Below are 24395 nucleotides of genomic sequence, written 5' to 3'. Positions count from 1 at the left end.
CCGGAAATTGTCGGACAATCAGACACTGTTGAGTCAGTACCGAGCGAGAGGGCGGGCGGATGACCGAGACGTACGGCGTCGACAGTGAGGTCGGGGCGCTGCGGACCGTGATGCTGCATCGGCCGGGGAACGAGCTGCGGCGGCTGACTCCACGGAACAACGACAAGCTGCTGTTCGACGGGATTCCGTGGGTCGGGCGGGCGCAGGAGGAGCACGACGCGTTCGCGCAGGTGCTGCGGGACCGGGGCGTCGAGGTGCTGTACCTGCATGAGCTGCTGGCCGAGGCGCTGGCGGACTCCGAGGCTCGGTCGCGGGCCGTCGCCGGGGCGATCGCCGACCTGCGGCTCGGTGACACGCTGCGCGACTATCTGCGGCGTGCGCTCGGCGACCTCGACCCGGCGCAGCTGGCGGAGGCGCTGATGGCCGGCGTCCGGAACGACGAAGTCCGTGCGGGCGGGCTGGTGACGTCGCTGCTCGCGGACGAGGACTTCCTGATCGACCCGCTGCCGAACCTGCTCTTCACCCGCGACTCCAGCGTCTGGATCGGGAAGTCGGTCGCCGTCACGTCGCTCGCGATGCCGGCCCGGGTTCGCGAGACGCAGCTGACCGAGCTGATCTACGGGTTCCACCCGCGGTTCGCCGGCGCCGACAAGGTGTACGACCACTCGCTCGAGCACGTCGAGGGCGGCGACGTCCTCGCGCTGGGCCCCGGCGTCCTCGCGGTCGGGGTCGGCGAGCGGACGACGCCGGCGGGGGTGGAGCGGCTCGCGCGCCGGGTGTTCGCGAAGGGGCTGGCGCACACCGTGCTCGCCGTACCGATCGCGCAGCAGCGCGCGACCATGCACCTCGACACCGTCTGCACGATGGTCGACGTCGACGCCGTGCTGATGTATCCGAACATGGCCGAGGAGATGCGCGCACTCGCCGTGACCACGGACGGCGACCAGCTGCACGTCGCGGAGTCCGAGCCGTTCCTGGTCGCGGCCGCGAAGGCGCTCGGGATCGACACGCTGCGGCGGATCGACACCGGCCTCGATCCGGTCACCGCGGAGCGCGAGCAGTGGGACGACGGGAACAACACCCTCGCCCTCGCGCCGCGGGTCTGTATCGCCTACGAGCGCACGGTGGAGACCAACGCCCGGCTGGAGGAGTCCGGCGTCGAGGTGATCCGGATCTCCGGCTCCGAGCTCGGCTCCGGCCGCGGCGGCCCGCGGTGTATGTCGTGCCCGGTGCTCCGCGACCCGGTCCAGGGCTTACTTCACGGGCTCACTTGACGACGCAAGTAAGGCGAACGACACGCGCAGTGAAATCGGGGCTTGCCGAGTGACCCTCTTCTGAGTACTCTTCATGGCTAGGCCCAGGCCCTGTTGCTCCCCCGTCAGCAGGACTTGGGCCGTCCACGTTGCAAAGGCCCCCAGATCGGTGATCTGGGGGCTTTTGCGTGTGCTCAGCGGATGGTGAGCTGGCGGCTGGCGAGGCCGTTGCGGGCGGCGCGCTCCTCGGTGCTGAGGGCGTCGGTGGCGGCCAGCGCCTTCTCGAGGGCGACGGCGAAATCGGCGGCCGGCTTCTCGACATCCGCGGCCTCGGCGTCGGCCGGGAGCTCCCAGACCGGCGCGAGGACGCCGAGCGCGCGGAAGGAGCCGATCAGGCGGCTGCCCTCGACGAGCTTGGACTGGCCGGCCGCGTGCAGCCGGGCGAGCGCGTCGAGGACGGTGTCCTCGCTGTGCGGGAGCACCCAGCGCAGGTAGCGGCGGTCGCCGATCTGCGTCCAGTACGCCGCGTCGACGGACTCGAGCCGCACGGTCGGAGCGGCGGCCTGGTTGGCCCGCTCCAGCCCCGCGGCGACCTCGCCGGTCGGGTCCTCGACGTTCTCGCCGACCCAGAAGTCGAAGCCTTCGTGCACCTTGACCTGGAGCGGCTTGTCGACGTCGATCAGGTCCTGCAGGCGGGGGCCGTCCTTCATCAGGTCGCCGAGCTGGATCGGGTTACCGGGCTCGGTGTTCAGCGCGGCGGTGATCGCGTGGCCGACGTCGCGGGACGGGTCGCCGGACGACGCATGCGTCTGCAGGCCGATCCAGATCGTCTCGTCGTCGCGGACCAGGCCGGGCATCGCCATCGGCAGCAAGGTCACCAGGTTGACCACCTTGCCGGAGTCCTTCAGCTCGACCTGCACCGAACCGGACGGGACGATCTCGCGGAACGCGATCAGGTCGCACTCGGCCGGCAGCCCCTCGAAGGGCCGGACCACCCAGGTGTCGGCGGCCGCGGCGATCTCCTTGCCGTGGCACTGCTTGAACCGCTTACCCGAACCGCAGGGGCAGAGTTCCCGCGGACCGACGTCGACCAGGTCGGCCGGGTCGAGGGTGACGGTCGTCGTGTTCTTCGCGCGCTGCCGCGACTTCTTTCCCATGGGCTGCAGTCTGGCAGCCCGGCCCGGCGTACGGCGAACTCAGCTGGGGACGACCGCGTGCACGGTCCGGTGGTGCGCGCCGCTCCGGACGTCCCAGGACGACGTCAGGATGTCGACGATCGCCAGCCCGCGGCCGCCGATCGACTCCGGATGGGTGTCGCCGATCCGCTGCGGCTCGGTGTCCCCACGGCCGTCGGTGACCTCGACGTGGATGCCGGCCTTGTCGATCCACCAGGCCGCGCGGACCTCGCCGCCGGGCAACGGCGGCGCGTAGCGGATCGCGTTCGACAGCAGCTCCGACAACACCAACTGAGCATCGTCGCAGGCCGCGTCGGCGGCGCGGTACCGCTTCAGGTAGGCGGCCAGACGGCGCCGGGCGTCCGCCACCGCGGACACTTCGTGCGGCAGTACGACGTCGACGACGCTCACGTCGGCAGGCAGGGTCGCTGAGGACAAGCAGGGTCTCCTCGAAGATCGGAACAGCCACCAGAACTTCTGCCCAGGAACCTGTCGCGGAAAACACCTGCGGGAATTCCGTTACACAGCCCCGCCGAAGATCACCGCGGGCGAGCGGAAACTGTGATGAAAACGACGGAATTTAACGTGAAACTTCCTCGCCGAGAATCCGCATCACCGCTTCCGGACGATCGGAAATGATCGCGTCGACTCCGATCTCGCGGCAGTGCCGGACGTCGGCGTCCGCGTTGACCGTCCACACGTGCACCTGGTGACCGTGTTTGTGCGCTCGGTCGACGTACTCCGGGTGCGCGGTGACGATCTCCAGACTCGGGCCGGCGTACGAGACGCCGGTCGGCAGCGAGCCGTCGCGGAAACGGAGCGGGACGCGGTCCATCAACAACACCGTGCGTAACCCGGGCGCCATCGTGCGCATTCGCCGTAACGACAACCAGGAGAAACTCATCACCCGCACCGGAGACTCCGTTCCGAGCTTCGGTTGCGACCATCCGTAACGAGCCAGCGTCTCGATCAGCCGCCGCTCCACCAGCCCGGCGTACCGGGTCGGGTGCTTGGTCTCGATCGCCAGCTCGACCGGCCGCCCGGCATCCCGCACAGTCGCCAGCAGCTTGTCGAGCGTGAGCACCGTCGACATGTCCGGATCCGGGAGCTCGGCGTCCTCGTCCAGGTCGCTCCACGGGTTCTTCCACGACCCCCAGTCGAACGCCTCCAGCTCCTGCAGACTCATCGTCGACAACACCCCGCGCCCGTTCGACGTTCGCTCGATCCGCCGGTCGTGCACACACACCAGATGCCCGTCCGCCGTCAACCGCACATCACACTCGAGCCCGTCGGCCCCCACCTCGATCGCCCGCCGATAAGCAGCCAACGTGTGCTCCGGACTGCTCTCACTGGACCCACGATGCGCCACCACACTCGGGCGTTTCCCCATACCCCCAACTCTGACACGCCGAGGTGGTGATGCGAGGACGCCGCCCCCGACGTCCTCGCATCACACGTTCTAGGCGGTGGCTTCGGTGGGGAGGGGATGGTGGTTGGTGGGGCGGGGGAGGTTGTAGTGGTGGCGGAGGGTGGGGCCGGTGTAGTCGGTGCGGAAGAGGTTGCGGGATTGGAGGAGGGGGATGACTTCGTCGACGAAGGTTTCGAGGCCGGCGGGGAGGACGGGGGGCATGATGTTGAAGCCGTCGGCGGCGCCGGCGGTGAACCAGGACTGGATGGCGTCGGCTACCTGGGTGGGGGTGCCGGTGAAGGTGTGGTGACCGCGGCCGCCGCCCAGGCGTCCGATGAGTTGGCGGACGGTGAGGTTTTCGCGGCGGGCGAGAGTGACGATGAGGGTGTAGCGGGACTTGGCGCCCTGGATCTCGTCCTCGGCCGGGAGGTCGGCGGGGAGGGGCTGGTCGAAGGGGAGGTCTTCGGGGGTGACGCGGAGGGTTTTGGCGAGCTGGAGACGGGCGTACTCGGGGCGGATCAGCTCGTCGAGTTCGCGTTCCAGCCGGAGGGCCTCGGCTTCGGTGCTGCCGATCACGGGCACGATGCCGGGGAGGATCTTGATCGACTCCGGGTCGCGGCCGAGCGCCGCCGTCCGGGCCTTCAGGTCGGCGTAGAAGGCCTGGGCGTCTTCCAGGGTCTGCTGGGCGGTGAAGACGGCTTCGGCGTAGCGAGCGGCGAGGCCCTTGCCGTCCTCGGAGGAGCCCGCCTGGACGATCAGCGGGCGCCCCTGCGGTGCGCGCGGCAGGTTGAGCGGCCCGCGGACCTGGAAGTGCCGGCCGACGTGGTCGATCGGGACGACGCGCTCGTCGAGCGCCCAGACACCCGCCTCCTTGTCGGCGATCGCGGCGTCGTCCTGCCAGGAGTCCCAGAGCTTGTACGCGACCTCGAGGAACTCGGCCGCCCGTTCGTACCGCTCCGCGTGCGCCGGTTGGTCAGCCAGGTTGAAGTTCTTCGCGGCCTCCGGCCCGGCCGTGGTGACGACGTTCCACCCGGCCCGCCCGCCGCTCACGTGGTCGACGCTGGCGAACCGCCGCGCCAGGTTGAAAGGATCGTTGTACGTCGTGGACGCCGTCGCGATCAGCCCGATTCGCGAGGTGACCGCGGCGATCGCGGTCAGCAGCACGGTGGGCTCCAGCGAGCCGGCCGGACGGCGTCCGACGTCCCCGAAGAGCACCGGTGAATCCGCGAAGAAGATCGAGTCGAACTTCCCGCGCTCGGCCAGCTGGGCGAGCGCCTGGTAGTGCTCGACCGACGTGTTCGCGAACGGATCGCTCTCCGGCAGCCGCCACGACGCCTCGTGATGCCCGGTGCTCATCAGGAACGCGTTCAGATGTAACTGCCTGCTCACAGCGTGACTCCCAACGCATCGAGAAGCCGCGCCCGCACCGCGGCGAATTCCGGATCCACAGCACTGCGCTCCAGCCCCAGCGAGATGACCTCCTCGGCGACCAGCCGCCCGGCGTCGAGCACGATCACCCGATCAGCCAGCACGATCGCCTCGTCGACGTCGTGCGTCACCAGCAACACCGCCGGCTGATGCGCGGCGCACAGCTTCCGCAGTAAGGCGTGCATCTTCAACCGGGTCAGGGCATCCAGCGCCCCGAACGGCTCATCGGCGAGTAACAACTCCGGCTCGCGCACCAACGATCGCGCCAGCGCGACCCGCTGCTGCTCACCCCCGGACAACTCGTTCGGCCAGGCATCCTCGCGCCCGGCGAGCCCGACCTCGGCCAGACTCTCCCGCCCGCGCTGCTCCGAACCACGCAACCCGAGGACGACGTTGTCCAATACTCTTGCCCACGGCAACAACCGCGAATCCTGGAAGACAACGGAAACCTGCTGCGGTACGACGAGCTCCCCCGACCCGACCACCTCGGGGTCGAGCCCGGCCAGCGCACGCAGCAACGTGCTCTTCCCGGAGCCGCTCTTCCCCAGCAGGGCAACGAACTCCCCCGGCGCGATCTCCAGATCGACGCCGTCCAGGACGGCGCGATCGTCGTACTTGCGCACCAGGTCGCGAACCTGGACGGTTACGAGGCCAGCGTACGGCGCCACGACAGGGCCCTCCTCTGAATCAGCCGAACACCCGCGTCGGAGAGCAGACCGAGCGCGCCGTACAGGACGAGCCCGACGATGATGATGTCGGTCTGCCCGTACGTGCGAGCCAGCTCCATCATGTAGCCGATACCGCTGGTGGCGTTGATCTGCTCGACCACGACCAGCGACAGCCATGCGCCGGTGACCGCGAAGCGCAGGCCCAGCAGGAATCCCGGCAGCGCGCCCGGTAACACGACCCGCCGGATGAACTCGCGCTGTGACAACCCGACCGTCTGCGCGAGCTCGACGTACCGGCTGTCGATCGTCCGCAATCCGTTGTGGGTATGGATGTAGATCGGCACGAAGACCCCGAGCAGGATCGTCACGACCTTCATCGACTCGCCGATCCCGAGCCACAGGATCAGCAGCGGCAGCAGCGCCAGCGACGGGATCGCACGCTTGATCTGGATCGGCCCGTCGAGCACGGCCTCCCCGAGCCGGGACAACCCGGAGATCAGCGCGAGGACGACGCCCAGCACGATGCCGAGCCCCAAGCCGAGCAGGGCCCGCTGCGACGACGTCCACAGGTTCGATTGCAGGCGACCGTCGGCGATCAGCTCACCGGCAGTGCTGACGACCGTCCACGGCGCCGACAGCACCCGCTGGTCGATCCAGCCGGTGGCCGAGCCGATGCTCCAGATCACCAGCAGGAGCAGCGGCCCGATGGCCGCCCCGAACTTGATCGGCTTACCCGGGCCGAGCCGGCGCCGGCGTACGGCGGGGGTACGCCGGACCGCGGCGCGCACCCCGGGCAGGGTCGTGGTCGTCATTTGGCGGCTCCGGCCTTGATGGCGTCGGCGGCGACGCTCTGGAAGCGCAGGTCGTAAAGATCCGCGGCCTGGATGACCGGGTTGTTCGTCTCCGGCGCGAGCAGCTCGATGGTCTCCTGCTGCCGCTCGATCGCGTCACTCCAGTCGGCGGTGATCTCCGGGTGGCCGGCGTTCTCGACGAGCCATTCGCCGTCGGCCTCGGTGAGCCCCTGGTCCTTGACGTAGTACCCGGCGATCCATTCCTTGGGGTGCTTGTCGATCCACTCCTGCGCGACGCCCCAGGCCGCGACGTACGCGCGGATGGCGGCGGCCTTGGCCGGGTCCTCGAGCGACTCGGTCGGGCCGTACAGGTGGCCGGCGTCGTCCCGGATGCCGTGCTGGAGCGTGGTCGCGCCGTCCTTGCCGTACTTGGCCGTGTAGCGCTTGATCTGGACGCCGCCGATCGGCGCGACGTCGACCTGCTTCGCGGCGAGCGCGTTGCTGTAGACGTCGCCGGTGCTCGGCAGCTCGATCAGCTTCACGTCCTCCTTGGTCAGCCCGGCCTTCTTCAGCACCTTCAGGACCAGCGCGCCCTGCGCCTGCCCCGGGCTGAACGCGATCGACTTACCGCGCAGGTCGCCGAGCGATGTCACGCTGACGCCGGGTGCGATACCGAGCTCGTAGATCGGGTGGTTGATCGCGTCCAGACGGAACTTGGAGGCGACGATCTTCACCTTCAGCCCGGTCCAGGTCGCGTGGATGGACGGGATCTCGGCGACGGCGCCGAGGTCGAGCGCCTTGGCCCGGAAGGCCTCGGTGGTCTGCGGACCGCCGCTCAGGTTGGCGAACTGGACGTACTTGGAGACCTTGTCGAACTGCCCGGACAGCTTCAGCGCGACCTCGGTCGACGGGTCGCCGACGACGATCTTCGCGCCGTCCGGCACGGTCGTCGGCAACGGCGCGTCGAGCGCGAGTTTCGCGCCGCCGCCGGCTTGGGCCGCGCCGCCGCAGCCGGTGACGACCAGAGCGACGGCGAGTGCGGCAAAGGCGAACTTCTTAGACATGGTGGACCCTCGGGGTGGCGGTGGCGTAGCGGCCGTCGTGGTAGAGCAGGGGCTCGTGTTCGCGGCGCTCGGTGTGGGTGATCAGGCGGGCGACGACCAGGTAGTGGTCGCCGACGGCGAAGCGGTGTTCGACCTGCGCGCGCAGGACGCTCGGCGCCTCGTCGAGCACGGGCTCCCCGGTGCGCAGACGGGACCACCGGGTCGGCGCCGCGAAGCGGTCGATCCCGCTGGTGGCGAAGCGGCCCGCGATCGCCTGCTGGTCGATGGACAGGAAGTTGATCGCCAGGCTCTCGACCTTGCTGACGGTCGGCCAGCTGGACGACTTGGTGTCGATCGCGAACGACACCAGCGGTGGCAGCAGGCTGACCGACACCAGCGAGGTGGCGGTGAAACCGACCGGGCCGTGGCCCGCGTCGGTGGTGATCACCACGACGCCGGCGGCGTGGCGACGGAAGACGGCCCGGTAGACGTCGGCGTCGACGATCCGCTCCTCGGAGCGGTCCGGAACCAGTGAGAGGGCAGGGCGCTGCACAGCGGGGACGGACATGTCTCTCCCTCGGACAAAAGGGCACGCAGAAAGAGGAGGCTCAGCAGGCCTCGTACGGCGCGTCTCAGCGCGCCGGAGCAACCGTCGGAACGGGGGTCACCGACAGGTGGCGCTCGCCGTCCGCAGCAGATCGATGACGCGACGGCGGGTGAGCAAGGTCGTCGTCATGTCAACAACCTTCTCATCAATGTCGACCGAAGAACTAGACAATCTCGGTATCCGGACCAGGTGTCCACTCACATCTTTCGCCGCCGGTGCGTTCTACTGACGTGATGACTGTCGGACTGCCGCCGTTCCAGGCGCTCGTCGACGCGCACTGGCGGGACGTGGCCCGCCTGGCGCGCGCTCTGGCGGGCCCTGTCGACGGCGACGACGTGGCGCAACGCGCGTGGGAGAAGGCGTTCGCCGCGTACCCGGAGCTGACCTCTGCGAAGAACCTGCGCAGCTGGCTGCTCACCATTACCGCGCGCTGCGCGACCGACCTGCACCGCGCCCGGCGTCCGCAACGGCCGCTGGACGAGGCGCCGCCGGTCGCGATCGACGGCCCGGACGCCGGCGACTGGCCGGACCCGGACCTCTGGCGTGCGGTCAATCAACTGCCCGAGCGCCAGCGGTACGCCGTCACGCTCAAGTACGTCGGCGACCTGGACCACCACGGTGTGGCCGCCGCCCTGGACACCACCCCAGCAGCCTCGCGGCGCCTCGTCAGCGATGCGCTCGCGACGCTGCGCCGTACTCTCGGAGCGATCTGATGAACGATCTCGAAGCCCGGCTCGCCCGGTTCGCCGCCACCGACCCGAAACCCCCCACGTTCCCGGACGCCGACGTCGCCTACACCCTGCACGACACCGCGATCGGGACGCTCCTGCTCGCCGTCGCGCACGGCCGGGTCGTCGCCAGCTCGTTCGCCGACGAGGAGACCATGACGACCCGGTTGGCCCGGGCGATCTCCCCGCGCGTACTGCGGCAGCCGCGCCCGCTGGACGACGTCCGCCGGCAGCTCGACGAGTACCTCGCCGGTGCCCGCACCGAGTTCACCGTCGACGTAGACCTCACCCTGGCAACGCCGTTCCAGCAGCTCGTCCTGACCGACCTGCGCACGCATACGGCGTACGGCGCGACCAAGACCTACGGCGAACTGGCCGGTGCGCTCGATCGACCGAAGGCGGCGCGCGCGGTCGGTACGGCGCTCGGCGCGAACCCGGTCTGCGTCGTGCTGCCCTGTCACCGGGTGATCGGCGCGAGTGGTGCGCTGACCGGCTACGCGGGTGGCCTGCAGGCCAAGCAGTTCTTGTTGAATCTGGAAAAGAAAACTGCTGTTTTCCCGCCGTCGTGACGACACATTTACACTGAGTGCATCGAAGGAGCAGGTCCCCAGTGTGGAGTGGGGATCTGCTTCTTTATTTTCCGGCGTGAATCTCCAGGATGAGCCGGCGCCGGCCGCCCCACTCGCGTTTGTAGACCTTGTAGTCGTCGATCCCGGCCGCGGCGCAGAGCCGGCCGTAGCTGATCTCGTCGTGGATGTAGTGCACGGTGCTCTGCCCGTCGGCGTGCTCGGTGGTGACGATCCGGTGCTCCGGGCCCTGCCGCATCCCGATCGCGATCTCGCCGGCCGTCGCCGGGCCCCAGGCCGGGCCCTCGATGATCGCGATCCCGCCCGGTTTCAGCACCCGGGAGATCTCGCAGATCGTGGAGATCTGCTCGTCCTCGCCGAACAGTTCGTGGAACGCCGTCCACAGGCAGACCACCGCGTCGAACGCGTCCCACTTGTAGGGCAGATCGGTCATCGAGCCGATCGCCCAGTCGATCGCCAGCTCCTCCTCGTCGGCCTTGGCCTTACCGGCTTCGATCAGGTTCGGCGAGATGTCGAGGGCGCGCACGGTCTTCCCGGCGCGCCGCAGCGGGAGCGCGATCCGGCCGTAACCGCAGCACAGATCGAGCACCGATTCGCGTCCCTCGAGCAGTTCCTCGACGGCCTTGACGATGCTTGCGTCCCGCTCGGGCGTGGTCCGCGCGGCCAGACCGTCGACGCCGAGATCGGCGTACTCGGCCCGGCTGCGCAGTGCGGAGTTGAGCATGGGCGCAAGTATCCCGGGTACTCCAGGTCAGTTGTCCACCGGTCCGCTGGTCACGATCCGGCCGCGACCGATTCGGCCGAGCGCGACGGCGGCGATCATCGAGACCGCGATCGAGGTGTACGTCGCGCCCAGCCAGCCCGGCACCGGGCCGCCGAAGAGCTTGCCCTGGACATCGAGCCAGAACGCCGACCAGCCGCTGACCGTGCCCGGGTTGACGATCTGATAGGCGATGAAGCCGATCAGCCAGGCCACCGCGGGCTGCCAGCGGAACCTCGCCGTCCCGGAGACGTCCCAGCGCATCTTGCTGACCACGAAGAAATCGGCGATCGCGACCGCGAACAGCGGGATGAAGACCGAGCCGATCAGGTAGAGGAACTGCGTATAGTTGCCCAGGTCAACCATCAGTGCCAGGCCGGTGGCGAGGACGCCGATCGCGACCGAGATCCAGCGCCGGTCGAGGTGGCCGACCAGGTTGTGCGCGGCCATCGTGGTCGAGTAGACGTTCGCGTAGGCCTCGTCGACCTCGTCGACCAGCAGCACGAAGAGCGCGATCGCGCCGGCCGGGAGCGTCACGAGCGCGGTGATCACGCCTTCGCTGTCCGTCTGCAGGGTCGCGACGGCGAAGACGCCGAGGGCGTAGTACAGGATCGCGGCCAGGCCGTAGCCGAGTGCCGAACCGGCGAAGGCGGCCTTGTTGGTCCGGGAGTGCCGGGTGTAATCGGCGGCCAGCGGCGCGAACGAGACGACACCGGCGGCGGCCAGGTCGACACCGGGCCAGAAGCCGAAGACGCCGTCCTGCGGCAGCTCCTGCACCGGCTTGCTGAGCACCTGGACGAAAAGGTAGACCGAGGCAATCAACACCAGCCAGACCATGAACTTGCGCAGGAGTTTCACGCTGCCCAGCGGGCGCACGGCCATCGCCGTCGCGATGATGCCGGCCAGGATGACGAACAGCCAGCGCCACCGCTCACTCGTCACCGCGACCGCGGCCTGCGAGATCACGATGATCTCCATCGTGGCCCAGCCGATGTTCTGCGCGATGTTCAGCACCGTCGGCGCGGTCGAGCCGCGGCGGCCGAAGAGGCCGCGGAGCGCGACCATCGCCGGGGCGCCGGTGTGCGAGCCGAAGACGGCCGCGCCGCCGAGCACCAGCGCGCCGATCCCGCAGCCGATCACGACCGCGAGCAGGCCTTGCCACAGCGAACCGGTGTACGCCGCGACCAGCGCACCGGTCACCGGGCCGAACAGCGAGATCCCGAGGTTGCCCCAGAGCGTGAACTGGTCGAAGAACCCCAGCGTCCGCGGGGTGTCCGTGGTGAGCACCAGCGGCGCTTCGGTCGTGGCAGGACGGACGGCAGTACTGGTCATGGTGACCCGCTCCCTACGCCGGCATTACCCGGTCAGGTTCAGGCGGTCGGCGACCCGGCTGCTGATCCGCAGCTCGTCGCCCTCTCAGCCCGCGCGTTCGGTGCGAGCTCCCGCAGAGGTTTTGCTACCGCGTCAACGATAACGCCTCAATCGGTTGGTCGTGCAGTGGCCGCTCGCTGGATGAGCGCGGCCAGCTCGGGGCCGTTGGTCAGGACGGGCATGTGGGCGCCGGTGTTGAGCGTGCGGGACTCGCCGTGGCTCAGCTCGGCCAGGCGGCGGGCCCAGTCGTCCGAGGAGAGCTTGTCGTGCCGGCTGCGGACGATCACGATCGGCGCCTTGACCCGGGTGATCACTTTGGCCAGGTCGTGCCGTCGGCAGGCCGCTGCGGCCCGGGCGATGGTCGGGAACGTCGTCCGGACGTACTGCGGCGCCAGCACCGGGATCAGCCGGGGTGACTCCGGCGCTGCGGACTCCAGCCAGCGCATGCCGAGGTCCAGCCAACCGGCTGAGCCGACATCACCTGTCGGCGCGATCAGGACGAGCGCGTGCGCCAACTCCGGGTGCGCGACGGCCAGCTCGACGACGATTTGCGCACCGGCCGAATGGCCGACCAGAACCGACCGCTCGCGCACCTTCTGCTCCAGGAGGGCGGCCAGGGCCTCCGGATGCAGATCCTCCCGCTCGCCAGCCGGTTCGCCGTAGCCGGGGAGGGTGACGACGTTGTGGCGCATCGGGAGGTGCTCCACCGTGGGCGCGTAGGACTCCGGCCCCAGGCCGAGGCCCGGGACCAGTACTACTGGTGCGGTCACTCCCAGGGCGCCCGGCCCGGCGCGGACCGGACGACCGGCTGGAATGCGGGCTTGAACGTGCGATACCCGAGTGCGAAACCGGCCGCGAGCACCAGCAGCCCCAGCCCACCGAACCCGTACGCCCGGGGCAGACGGTCGAGCGTGCCGTCGTTGGCGCCCAGACCGGTCGACAGCACCAGGCCGAGCCAGAGCAGCAGCGGGATCACGGACACCGCGATCAGCACCAGGCCGACCAGCTCCGTTGTCTCCGGCTGCTCCTTCACCTTCCGTCGGGCGAGCAGATCCCGCGCCCAGAGGTACAGCGCGACCGCACCGACCAGGATGGTCAGCAGCTGGCCCAGCGTGTCGATCACGTCGGTGCGCAGCGGGTGGTTCAGCGGTGAGCCCGGAGCCTGGGTGATCTCGCGGATCGACACCCGCTGCATCGTGATGACGAGCAGCCCGTAGAACCCGGCGACGATGGCCGCGATCAGCAGCACGCGCTCCGCCCGCGGATCCCGAGCCGCCTTGGACTCCGGCCGCCCGTACGTCGGCAGTTCGTGCGACTCCGGCGCCGCGGGGGCGCCGTACGGGTGGCCGGGCCGGTACGCCGGTGGCTGCGCGTACTCGCCGTACTGCTGCGGTGGCGGCGGCGGACCGCCGTACTGCCCGGGCTGGGAGCCGTACGGCTGTGGCTGGGCGTAGTGCTGGTCCTCGGCGGGCTTCGACTCCTCACCGCGGCCGTACGTCGGGAATTCCGGTGACGACATCAGCTGCTCCCTCCGGTCGGGGTCAGCTTCTCACGGGGCGCGGTCAGGTGGCTTTGATCGTGGGCCAGGCGTTGGGGCGGCAGCCGTCGAGACCCTTGGTCTGCTGCATCATCACCGGCGCCGGCGACTTGGCCTTCTCGCAGGTGGAGTGGCCGTGGCCGAGCGCGTGGCCGACCTCGTGGTTGATCAGGTACTGGCGGTAGAGCACGACGTCCCCGTTGTACGCCGGGACGGCGTACGTCCAGCGCTTCGCGTTCAGCACGACGCGGTCCTCGACCCGGCAGGAGACCTCGCCGCCGGTGTCGAGCGGCAGACAGAGCTTGTCGGTCATCGTCGGCGTGGCCAGGATGATGCGCAGGTCGGCGGTCACCTTGTCGGTGCGCTCGAAGTTGACCGGGTGGACGGCCTGCCAGCCGCGCGCGTCGGTCAGGGTCTTGTGGATCGCCGCGGCGACCGCGGGCCCGTTCACCGACAGGCCCTCCTCGATCTCGACCCGGTAGGTCAGCTTGTCGCGCATTCCGGTCGCCTTGTCGAAGCCGGGGACCACACCGAGCTTGCCGCTCGACACGGTGATGTTCGGCTTCGCGCCCTTGGGCTTGCGGGTCAGCGTGGGGGCCGGACGCTGCGGCGTCGTGAAGTGTTGCGTCGGGGTCGGAACCGGCGTGGGCGCCGTGATCGGCGTCTCGATCGCAACCGGAGCATTGGCACCGGCTACCACCTCAGCGGCCAGACTCCGCCGGCCGGTGACATCCGGATGGACTACGACCACAGTCCCGAGCACGGCCAATGCAGTCACCGAGAACCACTGCATCGAATGCGACCGATGCCGACTGTGTCGACCCATGCCGCTTTACCCTACAGACTCCCCGGTCCGGCACAAAAGGGCCGTTGGAGTGTCACGCCGTCCTGGTCCGCAGGAACTTGCCGAAGTGCGGGACGGTGAAGGCCACAGTGCCACGCTCGGCGGAGAAGACCAGCCCCTTCTTGATCAGGCCGTCCCGCGCCGGGGAGAGCGACTGCGGCTTGCGGTTGAGCGTGCTGGCCACCTCGGCCGTCGGGACCGAGCCGTCGTCCGCCGCGATGCCCAGCTCGGCCATCGCGCGCATGTACTCGCGCTCGGCCGGAGTGGCCCGCTCGTACCGCGAACCGAAGAAGCCGACGGTCAGCTCGGCAGATGCCTCGGGGCCGGCCACGGCGACGTCCTTGATCGTGATGGGCGACGTCGGCGCGTGATCCCAGGTCGCGTGCGCGAACGCCTGGACGAAGTACGGGTAGCCGTCGGTCTGCGCGTAGAGCTCGTCCAGCGCCTCTTCGTCGTACTGGACACCCTCACTCTCGGCCGGGACCATCAGCGCGCGGTCGCATGCCTCCCGCGCCAGCCGGTCGACTCGGACGTAGCGGAACAGCCGCTCCGAGTAGGACTTGCTGGCCGACAGTACGGCGGGCAGATGCGGCAGGCCGGCCCCGACGACGACCAGCGGCGCGCTCTGCTGGGAAATCTCGTGGCAGGCGGCGCACAGCGCGGACAGGTCGTCGGCGCTGATGTCCTGCATCTCGTCAATGAACAGCCCGACGCCGACCGAGAGGTCACCGGCCAGGTCGGCCGCATCGGCGAACAGCTCGATCAGGTCCATCTCGAGGTCGCCGGAGTCCGCACGGCCTTTCGCCGCGGCCACATCGACCGGTGGGTGCCAGCGAATGCCCTTACGGTCGTTCACGGCGGTGCGCAGCGCGAACGCCTTCAGCACGGCGCTGAAGCGGTCGACGCGCTCTTCGTCCCGGTGCCGGTGCCCGAGCTCGCGCATCGCGGTGTGCAGCGCCTGCGCGATCGGCAGCCGGATGCTCTGCTCCGGCCGGGCTTCGATCTTTCCGGTGCCCCAGGCGCGTTTGATGGCCTGGCTGCGCAAGGTGTTCAACAGGACGGTCTTACCGACGCCGCGGAGCCCGCTGAGCACGAGACTCCGCTCCGGCCTGCCTGCGGCGACTCGTTCGAGCACTACCTCGAACTGCCGCACCTCGGTGTCGCGTCCGGCCAGCTCAGGCGGCCGCTGACCGGCGCCGGGCGCATAGGGATTCCGGATCGGATCCATGCTGCCACTGTATGAGCCTGTCTAGGGTTTTCCGTAGATTGACGCGTCAGGAGATCTTCGTGTCGCGAGCGGCTTCTACAGCTTTCTAGGACAAACCCTAGATTTGTCTAGACACCCCGAGTCACCGGCCGGACCACTATCGTGCGGGCATGTACGAACGGGTGCATCAGCAGTACGTCGGCGGCGCGCGCAAACTCGAGGCGCTGATCAACGAGCTGATCGGCGAGGAAGAGGGCATCAACTACCTCAGCGCCACCGCGCGGGCCAAGGACCCGGAGTCCTTCCTGGCCAAGGCGACCAAACCGCACCCGGACGATCCGAGCCGGCCGAAGTACGACGATCCGCTGAACCAGATCACCGACCTGGTCGCGGCCCGGGTGATCACATTCCTGGTCGAGGCCGTGGACCGGGTCTGCGAGGTGATCGAGGCCGAGTTCGAGATCGTCGAGCACACCGACATGGGCGCGCACACCCGGGCCCAGGGCGTCTTCGGGTACGCGAGCAAGCACTACCTGGTCCGGCTGAACGCGCACCGGCGCGAGCTGCCGGAGTACGCCGTCCTGAAGAACCTGGTGATGGAGATCCAGGTCCGGACAGCGGTCCAGCACGCGTGGGCCGAGTTCGAGCACGACATCCGGTACAAGCTGGACATCCCGCCGGAGCGGAAGCCCGAGTTCGACCGGCGGTTCCTACTGGCCGCCGCGCTGATGGAGCTGGCCGACAACGAGTTCACCGAGATCGACCGGCTGTACCGCGAGCTGGCGGCCGCAGCGGTGGACAAGACGCCGCTCGACCTGACTACCGCAACGCTGACGACGTACCTGACCCGGCGCTACCCGGACGCGCCGCACGCGAAGACCAACCACTACGCGTGGGTGCTGGGCATTCTGAATCGGATGGACGTCAGCACCGAGGAGCAGCTCACCGACCTGCTCGACGGGATCGACAGCACGGCCGTCCAAGCGGCCATGACGCACCGCTTCCCGGCCGGCACAGTGCGGCGGCTGGACGACGACCTGCTCGCTGCGCGCGGTTCGGCGTACATCGACCTGTTCCCGGATGAGGAGCGGCGGCAGAAGATCCTGCGCGGTCGGCTGAAGGCGCTAGGCCGGGCTGGTATCACCGAAGCTTGAGTCGGCTGTCCGGCGCGCCCACGCGGTAGTGGTGATCAGACCGAGCGCCAGGACCAGGAGACCGCAGCCGACGATGATGAACCAGTAGAGCCGCGCGGCCGGGACGAAGCCGCTTTCGAGCGGCCCGACCAGCCGCGCGGACAGTACTGTCCCGGCGACGGCCACACCGAGAGATGCGCCGACCTGGCGACTCGTCGAAGCCACTGCGGCCGCGACACCGGCCTGCGAACGCGGCATCCCCGAGACGGCGGCGTTGGTGATCGGTGCGTTCAGCATGCCGAAGCCGATGCCGAAGACCAGGTAGCCGGTCGCCAGCATCACGAGGGTGGTTTCGCCGCTCAGTTGGGAGAGGATCGCGCCGGAGGCGGCCAGCATCGTCCCGGCGACGACCAGTGGCAGTCGCGGGCCTCGGTGCCCCACCAGCCAGCCGGAGATCGGCGAGAAGAGCAGTGTCATCGCGGCCATCGGTAGCGTCAGTAGACCGGCGTGCAGCGCGGAGTAGCCGCGCACCGACTGTAGGTAGAGCGAGTTGAGGAACAGGAACCCGGACAGCGCGGCGAAACCGGCCACTGCGATCAGGGTGGCCCCGGAGAACGGCGCACTGCGGAAGAAGCGCGGATCGAGCAGCGGCTGCTCGCGCCGGCGTTCGTATCCGACCAGCGCGATCAGCGCGACCACAGTCAGCCCGAAGCAACCGAGAATCAGTGGCGAGCCCCAACCGAGCGCACGGCCCTCGATGAGGCCGTAGGTCAGGCCACCGAGCAGCAGGACGACGAGCACCTGGCCGACCGGATCGATCCGGCGCGGCACGGCGGCCCGCGACTCCGGCACGAACAGCGCGGTCATCACGACGGCCGCGATGGCCACCGGCACGTTGATCCAGAAGATGAACCGCCAGCCGAGGCTGTCGACCAGCGCGCCGCCGACGGCCGGGCCGATCGCCATACTCAGCCCGACGACGCCGCCCCAGACGCCGATCGCCTGCGCGCGCTCGCGCGGGTCGGTGAAGGTGTTGGTGATGATCGACATCGCGACCGGGTTCATCATCGAGCCGCCGACCGCCTGCAGCATCCGGAAGACGATCAGCAGATCGACGGTCGGCGCCAGCCCGCAGAGCAGTGAGCCGAGGCCGAACACGATCAGACCGGCCTGGAAGGTACGTCGCCGGCCGACCCGGTCCGCGGTCGAGCCGGACACCATCAGTAGGGCAGCCAGCACCAGCGTGTAGGCGTCGACGGTCCACTGCAGTTTGGACACCGAGGCGCCCAGCTCGGTGCGGATGGTCGGCAGCGCCAGGTTCACGATCGTCAGATCGAGACCGACGATGAACAGGCTGCTACAGCAGATCCCGAGAACCAGTAACCGCCGCCGGCGGCTCAGCTGCGCATCCATTACGGCTGAATGTACTCCGGGTGCCGCCCACCCCTCGAAAAAGGTTTGACGGGCTGTCGGCAGGCCCACCTAGTGTTGACGTATCCGCCTGGTCAGGTGCCTCTTCTCTTACCCTTCTATGCCCTGTTTGTGAGACGTCATGTCCCTGCGCCTCATTCCGTTCGCCGACCCGGGTGTGCCGGACACCCGATCCGGCCTCCGACTCATTCTCTGGCTCGAACACCAGCAGCTGCGCGGCCAAGCGCTCGCGGTCTTCTGGGGTTTGCTGTTCTTCGGCGGGATCGCCGCCGCGCCGGTCGCGGTCGGGATGGCCGTCCAGGCCGTCATCGACCGGTCCTGGCCGAAACTCATCCTGTCCGGCGTCCTGCTGCTCGCGTTCGGCGCGGCCAAGGCCGGCTCGGACGCGTTCTTCCACCGCGCCGTCGTGACCAACTGGATCAGCACTGCGGCGCGCCTGCAGCAGCTGCTGTTCCGCAAGGCCTCCGAGCTCGGCTCGCTGCTCACCCGCCGGATCGCCGCCGGCGAGGTGGTCGCGGTGAGCAGCGGTGACGTCGAGAAGATCGGCTGGTTCGTCGAGGTGCTCGGCCGGTTCACGGCCGCGCTGCTGACGTGCTTCGCCGTCGTCATCGGGTTGCTGTTCTACGAGCCGCAGCTCGGGCTCGTGGTCGCCATCGCCGTCCCGGTGCTGGCGTTCTCGATCGTGCCGCTGATGGCCCCGGCGGAGCGCCGCGCGGATGCGCAGCGCGCCAAGGGCGGCCGCGCGACGGAGCTGGCCGCCGACACCGTCGCCGGTCTGCGGGTGCTGCGCGGGATCGGCGGTGAGCAGCTCTTCCTGGAGCGCTACCGCTCTGCCTCCCAGGAGTACCGGGTCAGCGCCGTCCGCAGCGCGCGGATGTGGTCGCTGATCGCGGCCCTGCAGGTGCTGTTGTTCGGGCTGTTCCTGGTGCTGATCGTCTGGATGGGCGTCCGCATGGTCGCGGCCGGTCGTATCACGGTCGGTGAGCTGGTCACGACGTACGGGTTCATCACGTTCATGCTGGTGCCGCTGCACACGTTCGAGGAGACGGCGAGCGCGTTCATCTTCTCGAAGGTGTCGGCGCGCCGGGCCGCGCGCGTGCTGTCGCTGCAGCGCACCGACGCGACCAAGGGCACTGCCGAGGCGCAGCTGCCCGAGGGCGATCTGAACGACCCCGTCTCCGGGCTGCACGTTCCGGCCGGTTCGTTCACCGCAGTGGTCTGCGGCGATCCCGATGCGGGTGGCGAGCTGGCCGACCGGCTCGGTGGCCACAGTCCGAACGCAGCGGACGGCGAAGCGTCGGTCCTGCTCGACGGCGTCGCGTTGGACGACCTGCCGTTGGAGTCCGCGCGCACGGTGGTTCTGGTGCAGGACAAGGAGCCGGTGCTGCTGTCGGGCACAGTGCGCGAGCTGTTCGACGTACCGGCCAGTGGCGCGGTCACTCCGGAGACGGCGCTGAAGGCATCGCAGTGCGACGACATTCTCGACGTACTGCGGCAGACGCTGCCGGCTGGTGAGACGGATGCGATGCAGGCCGTGCTGACCGAGCGCGGCCGGTCGCTGTCCGGTGGGCAGCGGCAGCGCGTCGCGCTGGCGCGCTCGCTGTACGTCGACCCGCAGGTGCTGGTCCTCGACGAGCCGACCAGTGCGGTCGACGCGCACACCGAGGCGCGGATCGCGGATGGCCTGCGGCTGCTGCGAGCCGGGCGGACGACGGTGGTGTTCACGTCGAGCCCCCTGATGCTGGACCGGGCGGAGCGGGTGGTGTTCGTGCCGGATGGGCGCGTCGACGCCGTCGGCACCCACCACGAGCTGGTGCACACCAACTCGCGGTACCGCGCGGTCGTGACCCGTGAAGACGAACCAACTCTCGAGGAGTCGGTGTGAAGCCCCCTCTGTACGACCCAGCGGCGCCGACCGAGGTGGTCCGGCTGCCGGTGGCAGGTAGCGCGACCGTGCGCGCCTATGTGAAGACGCTGTTCCGTCGGCACCGCCGGGCCTTCGCCTGGCTGACCGTGGTGAACGCAGTAGCCGCCCTGAGCGGCATGGTCGGGCCCTGGCTGCTCGGCAACGTGGTGCAGAAGCTGTCCGACGGCCAGACCGAGGTCGGCCTGCCGTATGTCGTGCTGGGCTTCGTCATCGCACTCCTGGTGCAGACCGTGTTCGTGCGGATGACCAGGTTGCGCGGTGCGGTCCTGGGCGAGGAGATGCTGGCCGACCTCCGTGAGGACTTCCTGGTCCGCGCGGTCGGTCTGCCGCCGGGTGTGCTGGAGCGCGCCGGTACGGGCGATCTGCTGTCCCGGATCACCACCGACATCGACCGCCTCTCGCATGCCATGCGAGATGCGGTGCCGCAGCTGACCATCGCGGTCCTGTGGGCGTCGCTGCTGATCGGCGCGCTGATCGTGACCGCACCGCCGCTCGCGGTGGCCGTGGTGATCGCAGCGCCGATCCTGATCATCGGCGGCCGCTGGTACTTCCGCCGTGCGCCCCAGTCCTACCGGTCCGAGGCCGCGGGGTACGCCGCCGTGGCGTCCGGTCTGGCCGAGACGGTGGACGCCGGCCGCACGGTCGAGTCGCACCGGCTCGGCAGCCGGCGGATCGCGATGGGCGACACCCGGATCGGTCAGTGGGTCGCCTGGGAGCGCTACACGCTCTACCTGCGGATGGTGCTGTTCCCGGTGATCAACATGACCCACACCGTCGCGCTGGCGGCAGTGCTGGTGATCGGTGGCGGTTTCGCCCTGCAGGGCTGGATCACCGTCGGTGCGCTCACCACGGGCGCCCTGTACATCCAGATGCTCGTCGAGCCGGTCAACATGATGATCCGCTGGTACGACGAGCTCCAGGTGGCCCAGGTGTCGCTGGCGCGGCTGGTCGGCGTCCGCGAGGTCGAAACGGCGGAGTCGGCTGACGAGAAGGAGCCGAACGGCCGGACGGTGCTGGCCGACGAGGTGCGCTTCGGCTACCTCGAAGGGCGCGACGTCCTGCACGGTGTGACGTTGCAGGTCCAGCCTGGTGCGCGGGTCGCGCTGGTCGGGCCGTCCGGTGCAGGTAAGTCGACGCTGGGCCGGTTGCTGGCCGGCATCTACTCGCCGCGCGTCGGTGACATCACGCTGGGCGGCGCCGCGCTGGACAAGATGTCCGCCGAGCAGGTCCGCAGTCACGTGGCGCTGGTCAACCAGGAGCACCACGTGTTTGTCGGCAGCGTACGAGACAACCTGCGCCTGGCGCGGACGGATGCGACCGACGCTGACCTGTGGGCGGCGCTGCGCTCGGTTGATGCCGATGGCTGGGTGGCCGGGTTCGACAACGGGCTCGACACCGAGGTCGGCTCCGGTGGCGTCTCGCTGACGCCGGCGCAGGCGCAGCAGGTCGCGCTGGCGCGGCTGGTGCTGGCCGACCCGCACACCCTCGTCCTGGACGAGGCGACCTCACTGATGGACCCGCGAGCCGCTCGGCATCTGGAGCGGTCGCTCGCGGGTGTGCTCGAAGGCCGGACGGTCGTCGCCATCGCCCACCGGCTGCACACCGCCCACGACGCGGATGTGATCGCCGTCGTCGAGGACGGTCGCATCGTCGAGCTGGGCGGCCACGACGAACTGGTCGATGCCAGAGGCCCCTATGCGGCCCTGTGGAATTCCTGGCACGGCGACCGCTGATTGCACCAAGAGGCAGGTCCGGTGGCCTGCCTCTTGGTCGCGGCGCGTGTGAGGATGAGGCGTGCTGACCACGCTGTTCTCGCTGCCCACCACTCAGGCCCTAGACGTCGATTCCGAAGGGCGTCTGCTGGTTCTGTACGACGGGACCGGCACCCGCCAGATCAACGAGATCGCCCCGGACGGCAGTTGGCGCGCGCTGACCGACTCCGCGGACCACTGCGCCTTCGCACAGTTCGTACCGGACAGCCGCCTGGTGATCGTCGATCACAACAGCGGCGGCAGTGAGCTCAGTCAACTGTCGGTGCTCGACCTCGACGAGCCCGGGCTGCCCACCCTGCGGCCGTTGGTCCAAGACCCGGCGTACGTGAACAGTCTGGTCGCAGCGAAGCCCGGCCGGGTGCTCTACCTGACGAACCGGCGGAACAACGTCGACTTCGATCTGATCGTCCACGACCTCGCGACCGGCGCGGAGACCGTCCTGTACGACGGCGGCGGCTGGGTCATGCGCGTCAACAGCTCTCCCGACGACCGCTGGGTGGTGCTGAGCCTGGCCAGCGCCGTGGCGAACTCGATTCAGCTGCTGCTCGTCGAGACGGCCACTCAGGCGGTCACGACGATCACTGCGGCCGATGCCGACAACGACCAGAACGCAGTGTCCTGGCTGCCGGACTCGAGCGGTTTCCTGGTGTCGACCAACGCAGACCGGGAGCGGATGGCGCTCCGTCGCTACGACCTCGACACGGCCACGTGGAGCGACGTACTCGTCGACACCGAACGAGATGTAGCCGGTTGGGTGGCACCGGACGCCGAGCACTTGCTGGTCGGCACACTTGAGGACGGCTCAGTGACACTGGCGTTGCACCGGCTCAAGGACGGCGCCAAGCTCGCACCGCTGGAGCTGCCGGCCGGTGGGTGCGCCGCAGTGACCATGATGATGTTCAACCCGATCTGGTCGGCGGATGGCTCGTTTGCGGCCTTCACCTACCAGTCCCCGGTCAACCCGCCGACGGCGTACCGATTCGTCACAGCGACGCGTGAGCTGGTCGCACTGCGTCCCGCCGACGCTCCGGACGTGCCTGAGCTGCCGGAGCCGCAGAGCATGCGGGTGCCGTCGTTCGACGGTGAGCAGGTGCCGGTCTTCGTCTACCGGCCGACGGGCGCCGATCTGGGCTCGGCCGTCATTCACATCCACGGCGGCCCAGAGCTGGCCGCGATGCGGGTCTGGAGTCCGATCATCGCGTCGTTGACCGCGGAGGGGCACACGGTCGTCGTCCCGAACGTGCGTGGCTCGTCCGGCTACGGCAAGCGCTGGTACAAACTCGACGACCGCGAACTGCGGCTGGACTCGGTGCGCGACCTCGCCGCGATCCACGCCTGGCTGCCGACGATCGGCGTCGACCGGCAGCGGGCCGCGCTGTTCGGCGGTTCGTACGGCGGCTACATGGTGCTGGCCGGGCTGGCGTTCCAGCCCGAGCTGTGGGCCGCCGGGGTGGACGTCGTCGGGATCGCCTCGCTGACCACCTTCCTGGAGAACACGTCGCCATACCGGCGGGCGACCCGCGAGCGCGAGTACGGCTATCTGGCGACGGATCGCGAGTTCTTGGCCGCGGCCAGTCCGCTGACGCGCGTCGACGACATCCGGGCGCCGCTCTTCGTCATCCATGGCGCCAACGACCCGCGGGTGCCGCTGTCGGAGGCCGAGCAGATCAGCACGGCGCTGGCGAAGCGCGGCGTGCCGTGCCAGCTACTCGTCTACCCGGACGAGGGCCATGGGCTGGTGAAGTTGGTCAACCGGCTGGATGCGTACCCGCAGGCGTTCAGCTTTCTGCGGGAGCACCTGGCCACAACGCGGTAAGTGTCGCGGCCGTCGCGTCGAGCCGGACCGGCAGGCCCAGCGGGACGGCGAGGTTCAGGTCCTCGTGGCCGACGGCCGCGCCTTCGATCATCGGCACTCCGAGTGGTTCGAGGCGCTCGCGGATGACGTCCGCCGCGAGCCCTTGGTCGTCGGCGTCGCTGAAGTCGCCGATGACCACTCCGGTCACCTGGTCGAACCAGCCGGCGCGCAGCAGTTGGGTGAGCATGCGGTCGATCCGGTAGCCCTGCTCGCTGACGTCCTCGAGGAGGACGATGCCGGCCGGGGGTGCGTAGGTCGGCGTACCGATGCTGGTTGCGAGCAGAGCGAGGTTGCCGCCGCGCAGTACGCCGTCCGCCACCCCACCGACGACGGTACGGGCGCCGCGGGGAGCTAGTAGGTCGGTGACGCGCTCTGGTGTGAACAGGAGGTCGTGCAGGCGCGCTCTGCCCTCCTCTACCCCCAGCTGCTCAACTGCCGCGGCCATCGGACCGTGGAGCGTCACCAGACCACGGGCGTTCAGCGGCTCGTGCAGCGCGGTGATGTCGCTGAAACCGACGAACCACTTCGGTACGGCGACCAACTCGTCGAAGTCGACCGCATCGAGCATCCGCTGGACGCCGTACCCGCCGCGTGCACAGAACACCGCAGCGAACCGCTCGTCGAGCCACGCCGTCCGGAAGTCGGTGGCTCGCGCGTCGTCGTCCGCAGCCAGGTAGTTGAACCGCTCGTGCCCGGCGAGCACCGACGGCAGCACCTCGACCTCAAGACCCCACGCCTTGAGGTGTTGGCTGCCTTGCTCCAACCGATCGGCCCGAATCCGCCCTGACGGCGCCACCACGGCGATTCGGTCACCTGCGCGCAGCGGCCGCGGAACGATCGGTTCAGTCACTGGGAAGACGCTACTCGAAC

23 protein-coding genes and 1 riboswitch are annotated in these 24395 nt (G+C 69.3%); of the genes, 7 read left to right on the top strand and 16 right to left on the bottom strand.

Going from position 1 to position 24395, the window contains the following annotated elements; all coding sequences use genetic code 11:
* The first annotated feature begins 59 nt into the window (after positions 1–59).
* Positions 60–1274, top strand: coding sequence for an arginine deiminase (locus HPO96_RS17260; protein WP_171674460.1), 1215 nt, complete (start codon positions 60–62; stop codon positions 1272–1274).
* Positions 1275–1447: 173 nt separating this feature from the next.
* Here the strand turns inward: HPO96_RS17260 and HPO96_RS17255 are convergent, their stop codons facing one another.
* The 8 genes from HPO96_RS17255 to HPO96_RS17220 all read right to left on the bottom strand — a co-directional run bounded on the left by HPO96_RS17255 (position 1448) and on the right by HPO96_RS17220 (position 8334).
* Complete coding sequence (locus HPO96_RS17255) at positions 1448–2410, bottom strand: DUF5926 family protein (protein ID WP_171674459.1); 963 nt, start codon at positions 2408–2410, stop codon at positions 1448–1450.
* Between the two features lie 39 nt (positions 2411–2449).
* Positions 2450–2866, bottom strand: a complete 417-nt coding sequence (locus HPO96_RS17250) for an ATP-binding protein (RefSeq protein WP_171674458.1) — start codon at positions 2864–2866, stop codon at positions 2450–2452.
* 142 nt (positions 2867–3008) lie between these two features.
* The gene (locus HPO96_RS17245; RefSeq protein WP_171674457.1) at positions 3009–3818 is read right to left on the bottom strand and encodes a glycerophosphodiester phosphodiesterase; all 810 of its coding nucleotides are present in this window, start codon (positions 3816–3818) and stop codon (positions 3009–3011) included.
* A 69-nt stretch (positions 3819–3887) separates the two neighbouring features.
* Positions 3888–5225 carry an LLM class flavin-dependent oxidoreductase gene (locus tag HPO96_RS17240; RefSeq protein WP_337796674.1) on the bottom strand — a complete coding sequence of 446 codons (1338 nt, stop codon included), beginning with the start codon at positions 5223–5225 and terminating at the stop codon, positions 3888–3890.
* Complete coding sequence (locus tag HPO96_RS17235; protein WP_171674456.1) at positions 5222–5932, bottom strand: ATP-binding cassette domain-containing protein; 711 nt, start codon at positions 5930–5932, stop codon at positions 5222–5224. The genes HPO96_RS17240 and HPO96_RS17235 overlap by 4 nt, the downstream gene beginning before the upstream one ends.
* Positions 5908–6744 carry an ABC transporter permease gene (locus tag HPO96_RS17230; RefSeq protein WP_171674455.1) on the bottom strand — a complete coding sequence of 279 codons (837 nt, stop codon included), beginning with the start codon at positions 6742–6744 and terminating at the stop codon, positions 5908–5910. Before HPO96_RS17230 ends, HPO96_RS17235 begins: the two co-directional genes overlap by 25 nt.
* A complete protein-coding gene (locus tag HPO96_RS17225) occupies positions 6741–7787 on the bottom strand; it encodes an ABC transporter substrate-binding protein (RefSeq protein ID WP_171674454.1) in 1047 nt (348 codons plus the stop codon). Before HPO96_RS17225 ends, HPO96_RS17230 begins: the two co-directional genes overlap by 4 nt.
* A complete protein-coding gene (locus HPO96_RS17220; protein ID WP_171674453.1) occupies positions 7780–8334 on the bottom strand; it encodes a flavin reductase family protein in 555 nt (184 codons plus the stop codon). The genes HPO96_RS17225 and HPO96_RS17220 overlap by 8 nt, the downstream gene beginning before the upstream one ends.
* A gap of 272 nt (positions 8335–8606) precedes the next feature.
* On the opposite strand from HPO96_RS17220, the gene HPO96_RS17215 reads away from it, so the two are divergent.
* Both HPO96_RS17215 and HPO96_RS17210 read left to right on the top strand, forming a co-directional pair.
* Positions 8607–9086, top strand: a complete 480-nt coding sequence (locus HPO96_RS17215) for an RNA polymerase sigma factor (protein WP_171674452.1) — start codon at positions 8607–8609, stop codon at positions 9084–9086.
* Positions 9086–9670 carry a methylated-DNA--[protein]-cysteine S-methyltransferase gene (locus HPO96_RS17210; protein WP_171674451.1) on the top strand — a complete coding sequence of 195 codons (585 nt, stop codon included), beginning with the start codon at positions 9086–9088 and terminating at the stop codon, positions 9668–9670. The genes HPO96_RS17215 and HPO96_RS17210 overlap by 1 nt, the downstream gene beginning before the upstream one ends.
* A gap of 64 nt (positions 9671–9734) precedes the next feature.
* Here HPO96_RS17210 and HPO96_RS17205 read toward each other — a convergent pair whose 3' ends face one another.
* The 6 genes from HPO96_RS17205 to HPO96_RS17180 all read right to left on the bottom strand — a co-directional run bounded on the left by HPO96_RS17205 (position 9735) and on the right by HPO96_RS17180 (position 15428).
* Positions 9735–10412: a class I SAM-dependent methyltransferase gene (locus tag HPO96_RS17205; RefSeq protein WP_171674450.1), complete on the bottom strand. Its 678-nt coding sequence runs from the start codon at positions 10410–10412 to the stop codon at positions 9735–9737.
* A gap of 27 nt (positions 10413–10439) precedes the next feature.
* Positions 10440–11780, bottom strand: coding sequence for a purine-cytosine permease family protein (locus HPO96_RS17200; RefSeq protein WP_171674449.1), 1341 nt, complete (start codon positions 11778–11780; stop codon positions 10440–10442).
* A riboswitch (TPP riboswitch) is annotated at positions 11774–11904 on the bottom strand. Its footprint overlaps the gene before it by 7 nt.
* Positions 11905–11926: 22 nt before the next feature.
* Positions 11927–12589 carry an alpha/beta fold hydrolase gene (locus HPO96_RS17195; protein WP_171674448.1) on the bottom strand — a complete coding sequence of 221 codons (663 nt, stop codon included), beginning with the start codon at positions 12587–12589 and terminating at the stop codon, positions 11927–11929.
* Positions 12586–13338, bottom strand: coding sequence for a hypothetical protein (locus HPO96_RS17190; RefSeq protein WP_171674447.1), 753 nt, complete (start codon positions 13336–13338; stop codon positions 12586–12588). The genes HPO96_RS17195 and HPO96_RS17190 overlap by 4 nt, the downstream gene beginning before the upstream one ends.
* A gap of 43 nt (positions 13339–13381) precedes the next feature.
* The gene (locus HPO96_RS17185; protein ID WP_202885990.1) at positions 13382–14182 is read right to left on the bottom strand and encodes a DUF3152 domain-containing protein; all 801 of its coding nucleotides are present in this window, start codon (positions 14180–14182) and stop codon (positions 13382–13384) included.
* Between the two features lie 52 nt (positions 14183–14234).
* The gene (locus tag HPO96_RS17180; protein ID WP_171674446.1) at positions 14235–15428 is read right to left on the bottom strand and encodes an ATP-binding protein; all 1194 of its coding nucleotides are present in this window, start codon (positions 15426–15428) and stop codon (positions 14235–14237) included.
* 149 nt (positions 15429–15577) lie between these two features.
* On the opposite strand from HPO96_RS17180, the gene HPO96_RS17175 reads away from it, so the two are divergent.
* Positions 15578–16561: a GTP pyrophosphokinase gene (locus tag HPO96_RS17175; RefSeq protein ID WP_171674445.1), complete on the top strand. Its 984-nt coding sequence runs from the start codon at positions 15578–15580 to the stop codon at positions 16559–16561.
* Here the strand turns inward: HPO96_RS17175 and HPO96_RS17170 are convergent.
* Positions 16532–17953 (bottom strand): MFS transporter, encoded by a 1422-nt coding sequence (locus tag HPO96_RS17170; protein ID WP_171674444.1) that lies wholly within the window; start codon positions 17951–17953, stop codon positions 16532–16534. The genes HPO96_RS17175 and HPO96_RS17170 overlap by 30 nt on opposite strands.
* A 139-nt stretch (positions 17954–18092) precedes the next feature.
* On the opposite strand from HPO96_RS17170, the gene HPO96_RS17165 reads away from it, so the two are divergent.
* The 3 genes from HPO96_RS17165 (at position 18093) to HPO96_RS17155 (ending at position 23486) form a co-directional block, all read left to right on the top strand.
* Positions 18093–19856: an ABC transporter transmembrane domain-containing protein gene (locus tag HPO96_RS17165; RefSeq protein ID WP_171674443.1), complete on the top strand. Its 1764-nt coding sequence runs from the start codon at positions 18093–18095 to the stop codon at positions 19854–19856.
* Positions 19853–21631, top strand: coding sequence for an ABC transporter transmembrane domain-containing protein (locus HPO96_RS17160; protein ID WP_171674442.1), 1779 nt, complete (start codon positions 19853–19855; stop codon positions 21629–21631). The genes HPO96_RS17165 and HPO96_RS17160 overlap by 4 nt, the downstream gene beginning before the upstream one ends.
* 61 nt (positions 21632–21692) lie before the next feature.
* Positions 21693–23486 (top strand): alpha/beta fold hydrolase, encoded by a 1794-nt coding sequence (locus HPO96_RS17155; protein WP_171674441.1) that lies wholly within the window; start codon positions 21693–21695, stop codon positions 23484–23486.
* Here the strand turns inward: HPO96_RS17155 and HPO96_RS17150 are convergent.
* Positions 23449–24375 carry a S66 peptidase family protein gene (locus HPO96_RS17150; protein ID WP_337796673.1) on the bottom strand — a complete coding sequence of 309 codons (927 nt, stop codon included), beginning with the start codon at positions 24373–24375 and terminating at the stop codon, positions 23449–23451. The two genes, HPO96_RS17155 and HPO96_RS17150, sit on opposite strands and share 38 nt — an antisense overlap.
* Positions 24376–24395 lie beyond the last annotated feature (20 nt).

Source organism: Kribbella sandramycini (assembly GCF_013131805.1).
In the GTDB taxonomy this organism is placed as follows: Bacteria; Actinomycetota; Actinomycetes; order Propionibacteriales; family Kribbellaceae; genus Kribbella; species Kribbella sandramycini.
Note: the sequence above shows the minus strand (reverse complement) of the source record. Positions and strands in the feature narration are given on the sequence as shown.

What these genes read in the sequence shown, in the direction of transcription:
- HPO96_RS17220 (WP_171674453.1), bottom strand. Translation starts at nt 8,334, where the DNA reads ATGTCCGTCCCCGCTGTGCAGCGCCCTGCCCTCTCACTGGTTCCGGAC.
- HPO96_RS17215 (WP_171674452.1), top strand. Translation starts at nt 8,607, where the DNA reads ATGACTGTCGGACTGCCGCCGTTCCAGGCGCTCGTCGACGCGCACTGG.
- HPO96_RS17255 (WP_171674459.1), bottom strand. Translation starts at nt 2,410, where the DNA reads ATGGGAAAGAAGTCGCGGCAGCGCGCGAAGAACACGACGACCGTCACC.
- HPO96_RS17245 (WP_171674457.1), bottom strand. Translation starts at nt 3,818, where the DNA reads ATGGGGAAACGCCCGAGTGTGGTGGCGCATCGTGGGTCCAGTGAGAGC.
- HPO96_RS17260 (WP_171674460.1), top strand. Translation starts at nt 60, where the DNA reads ATGACCGAGACGTACGGCGTCGACAGTGAGGTCGGGGCGCTGCGGACC.
- HPO96_RS17210 (WP_171674451.1), top strand. Translation starts at nt 9,086, where the DNA reads ATGAACGATCTCGAAGCCCGGCTCGCCCGGTTCGCCGCCACCGACCCG.
- HPO96_RS17175 (WP_171674445.1), top strand. Translation starts at nt 15,578, where the DNA reads ATGTACGAACGGGTGCATCAGCAGTACGTCGGCGGCGCGCGCAAACTC.
- HPO96_RS17180 (WP_171674446.1), bottom strand. Translation starts at nt 15,428, where the DNA reads ATGGATCCGATCCGGAATCCCTATGCGCCCGGCGCCGGTCAGCGGCCG.
- HPO96_RS17200 (WP_171674449.1), bottom strand. Translation starts at nt 11,780, where the DNA reads ATGACCAGTACTGCCGTCCGTCCTGCCACGACCGAAGCGCCGCTGGTG.
- HPO96_RS17225 (WP_171674454.1), bottom strand. Translation starts at nt 7,787, where the DNA reads ATGTCTAAGAAGTTCGCCTTTGCCGCACTCGCCGTCGCTCTGGTCGTC.
- HPO96_RS17230 (WP_171674455.1), bottom strand. Translation starts at nt 6,744, where the DNA reads ATGACGACCACGACCCTGCCCGGGGTGCGCGCCGCGGTCCGGCGTACC.
- HPO96_RS17190 (WP_171674447.1), bottom strand. Translation starts at nt 13,338, where the DNA reads ATGTCGTCACCGGAATTCCCGACGTACGGCCGCGGTGAGGAGTCGAAG.
- HPO96_RS17185 (WP_202885990.1), bottom strand. Translation starts at nt 14,182, where the DNA reads ATGGGTCGACACAGTCGGCATCGGTCGCATTCGATGCAGTGGTTCTCG.
- HPO96_RS17205 (WP_171674450.1), bottom strand. Translation starts at nt 10,412, where the DNA reads ATGCTCAACTCCGCACTGCGCAGCCGGGCCGAGTACGCCGATCTCGGC.
- HPO96_RS17170 (WP_171674444.1), bottom strand. Translation starts at nt 17,953, where the DNA reads ATGGATGCGCAGCTGAGCCGCCGGCGGCGGTTACTGGTTCTCGGGATC.
- HPO96_RS17165 (WP_171674443.1), top strand. Translation starts at nt 18,093, where the DNA reads ATGTCCCTGCGCCTCATTCCGTTCGCCGACCCGGGTGTGCCGGACACC.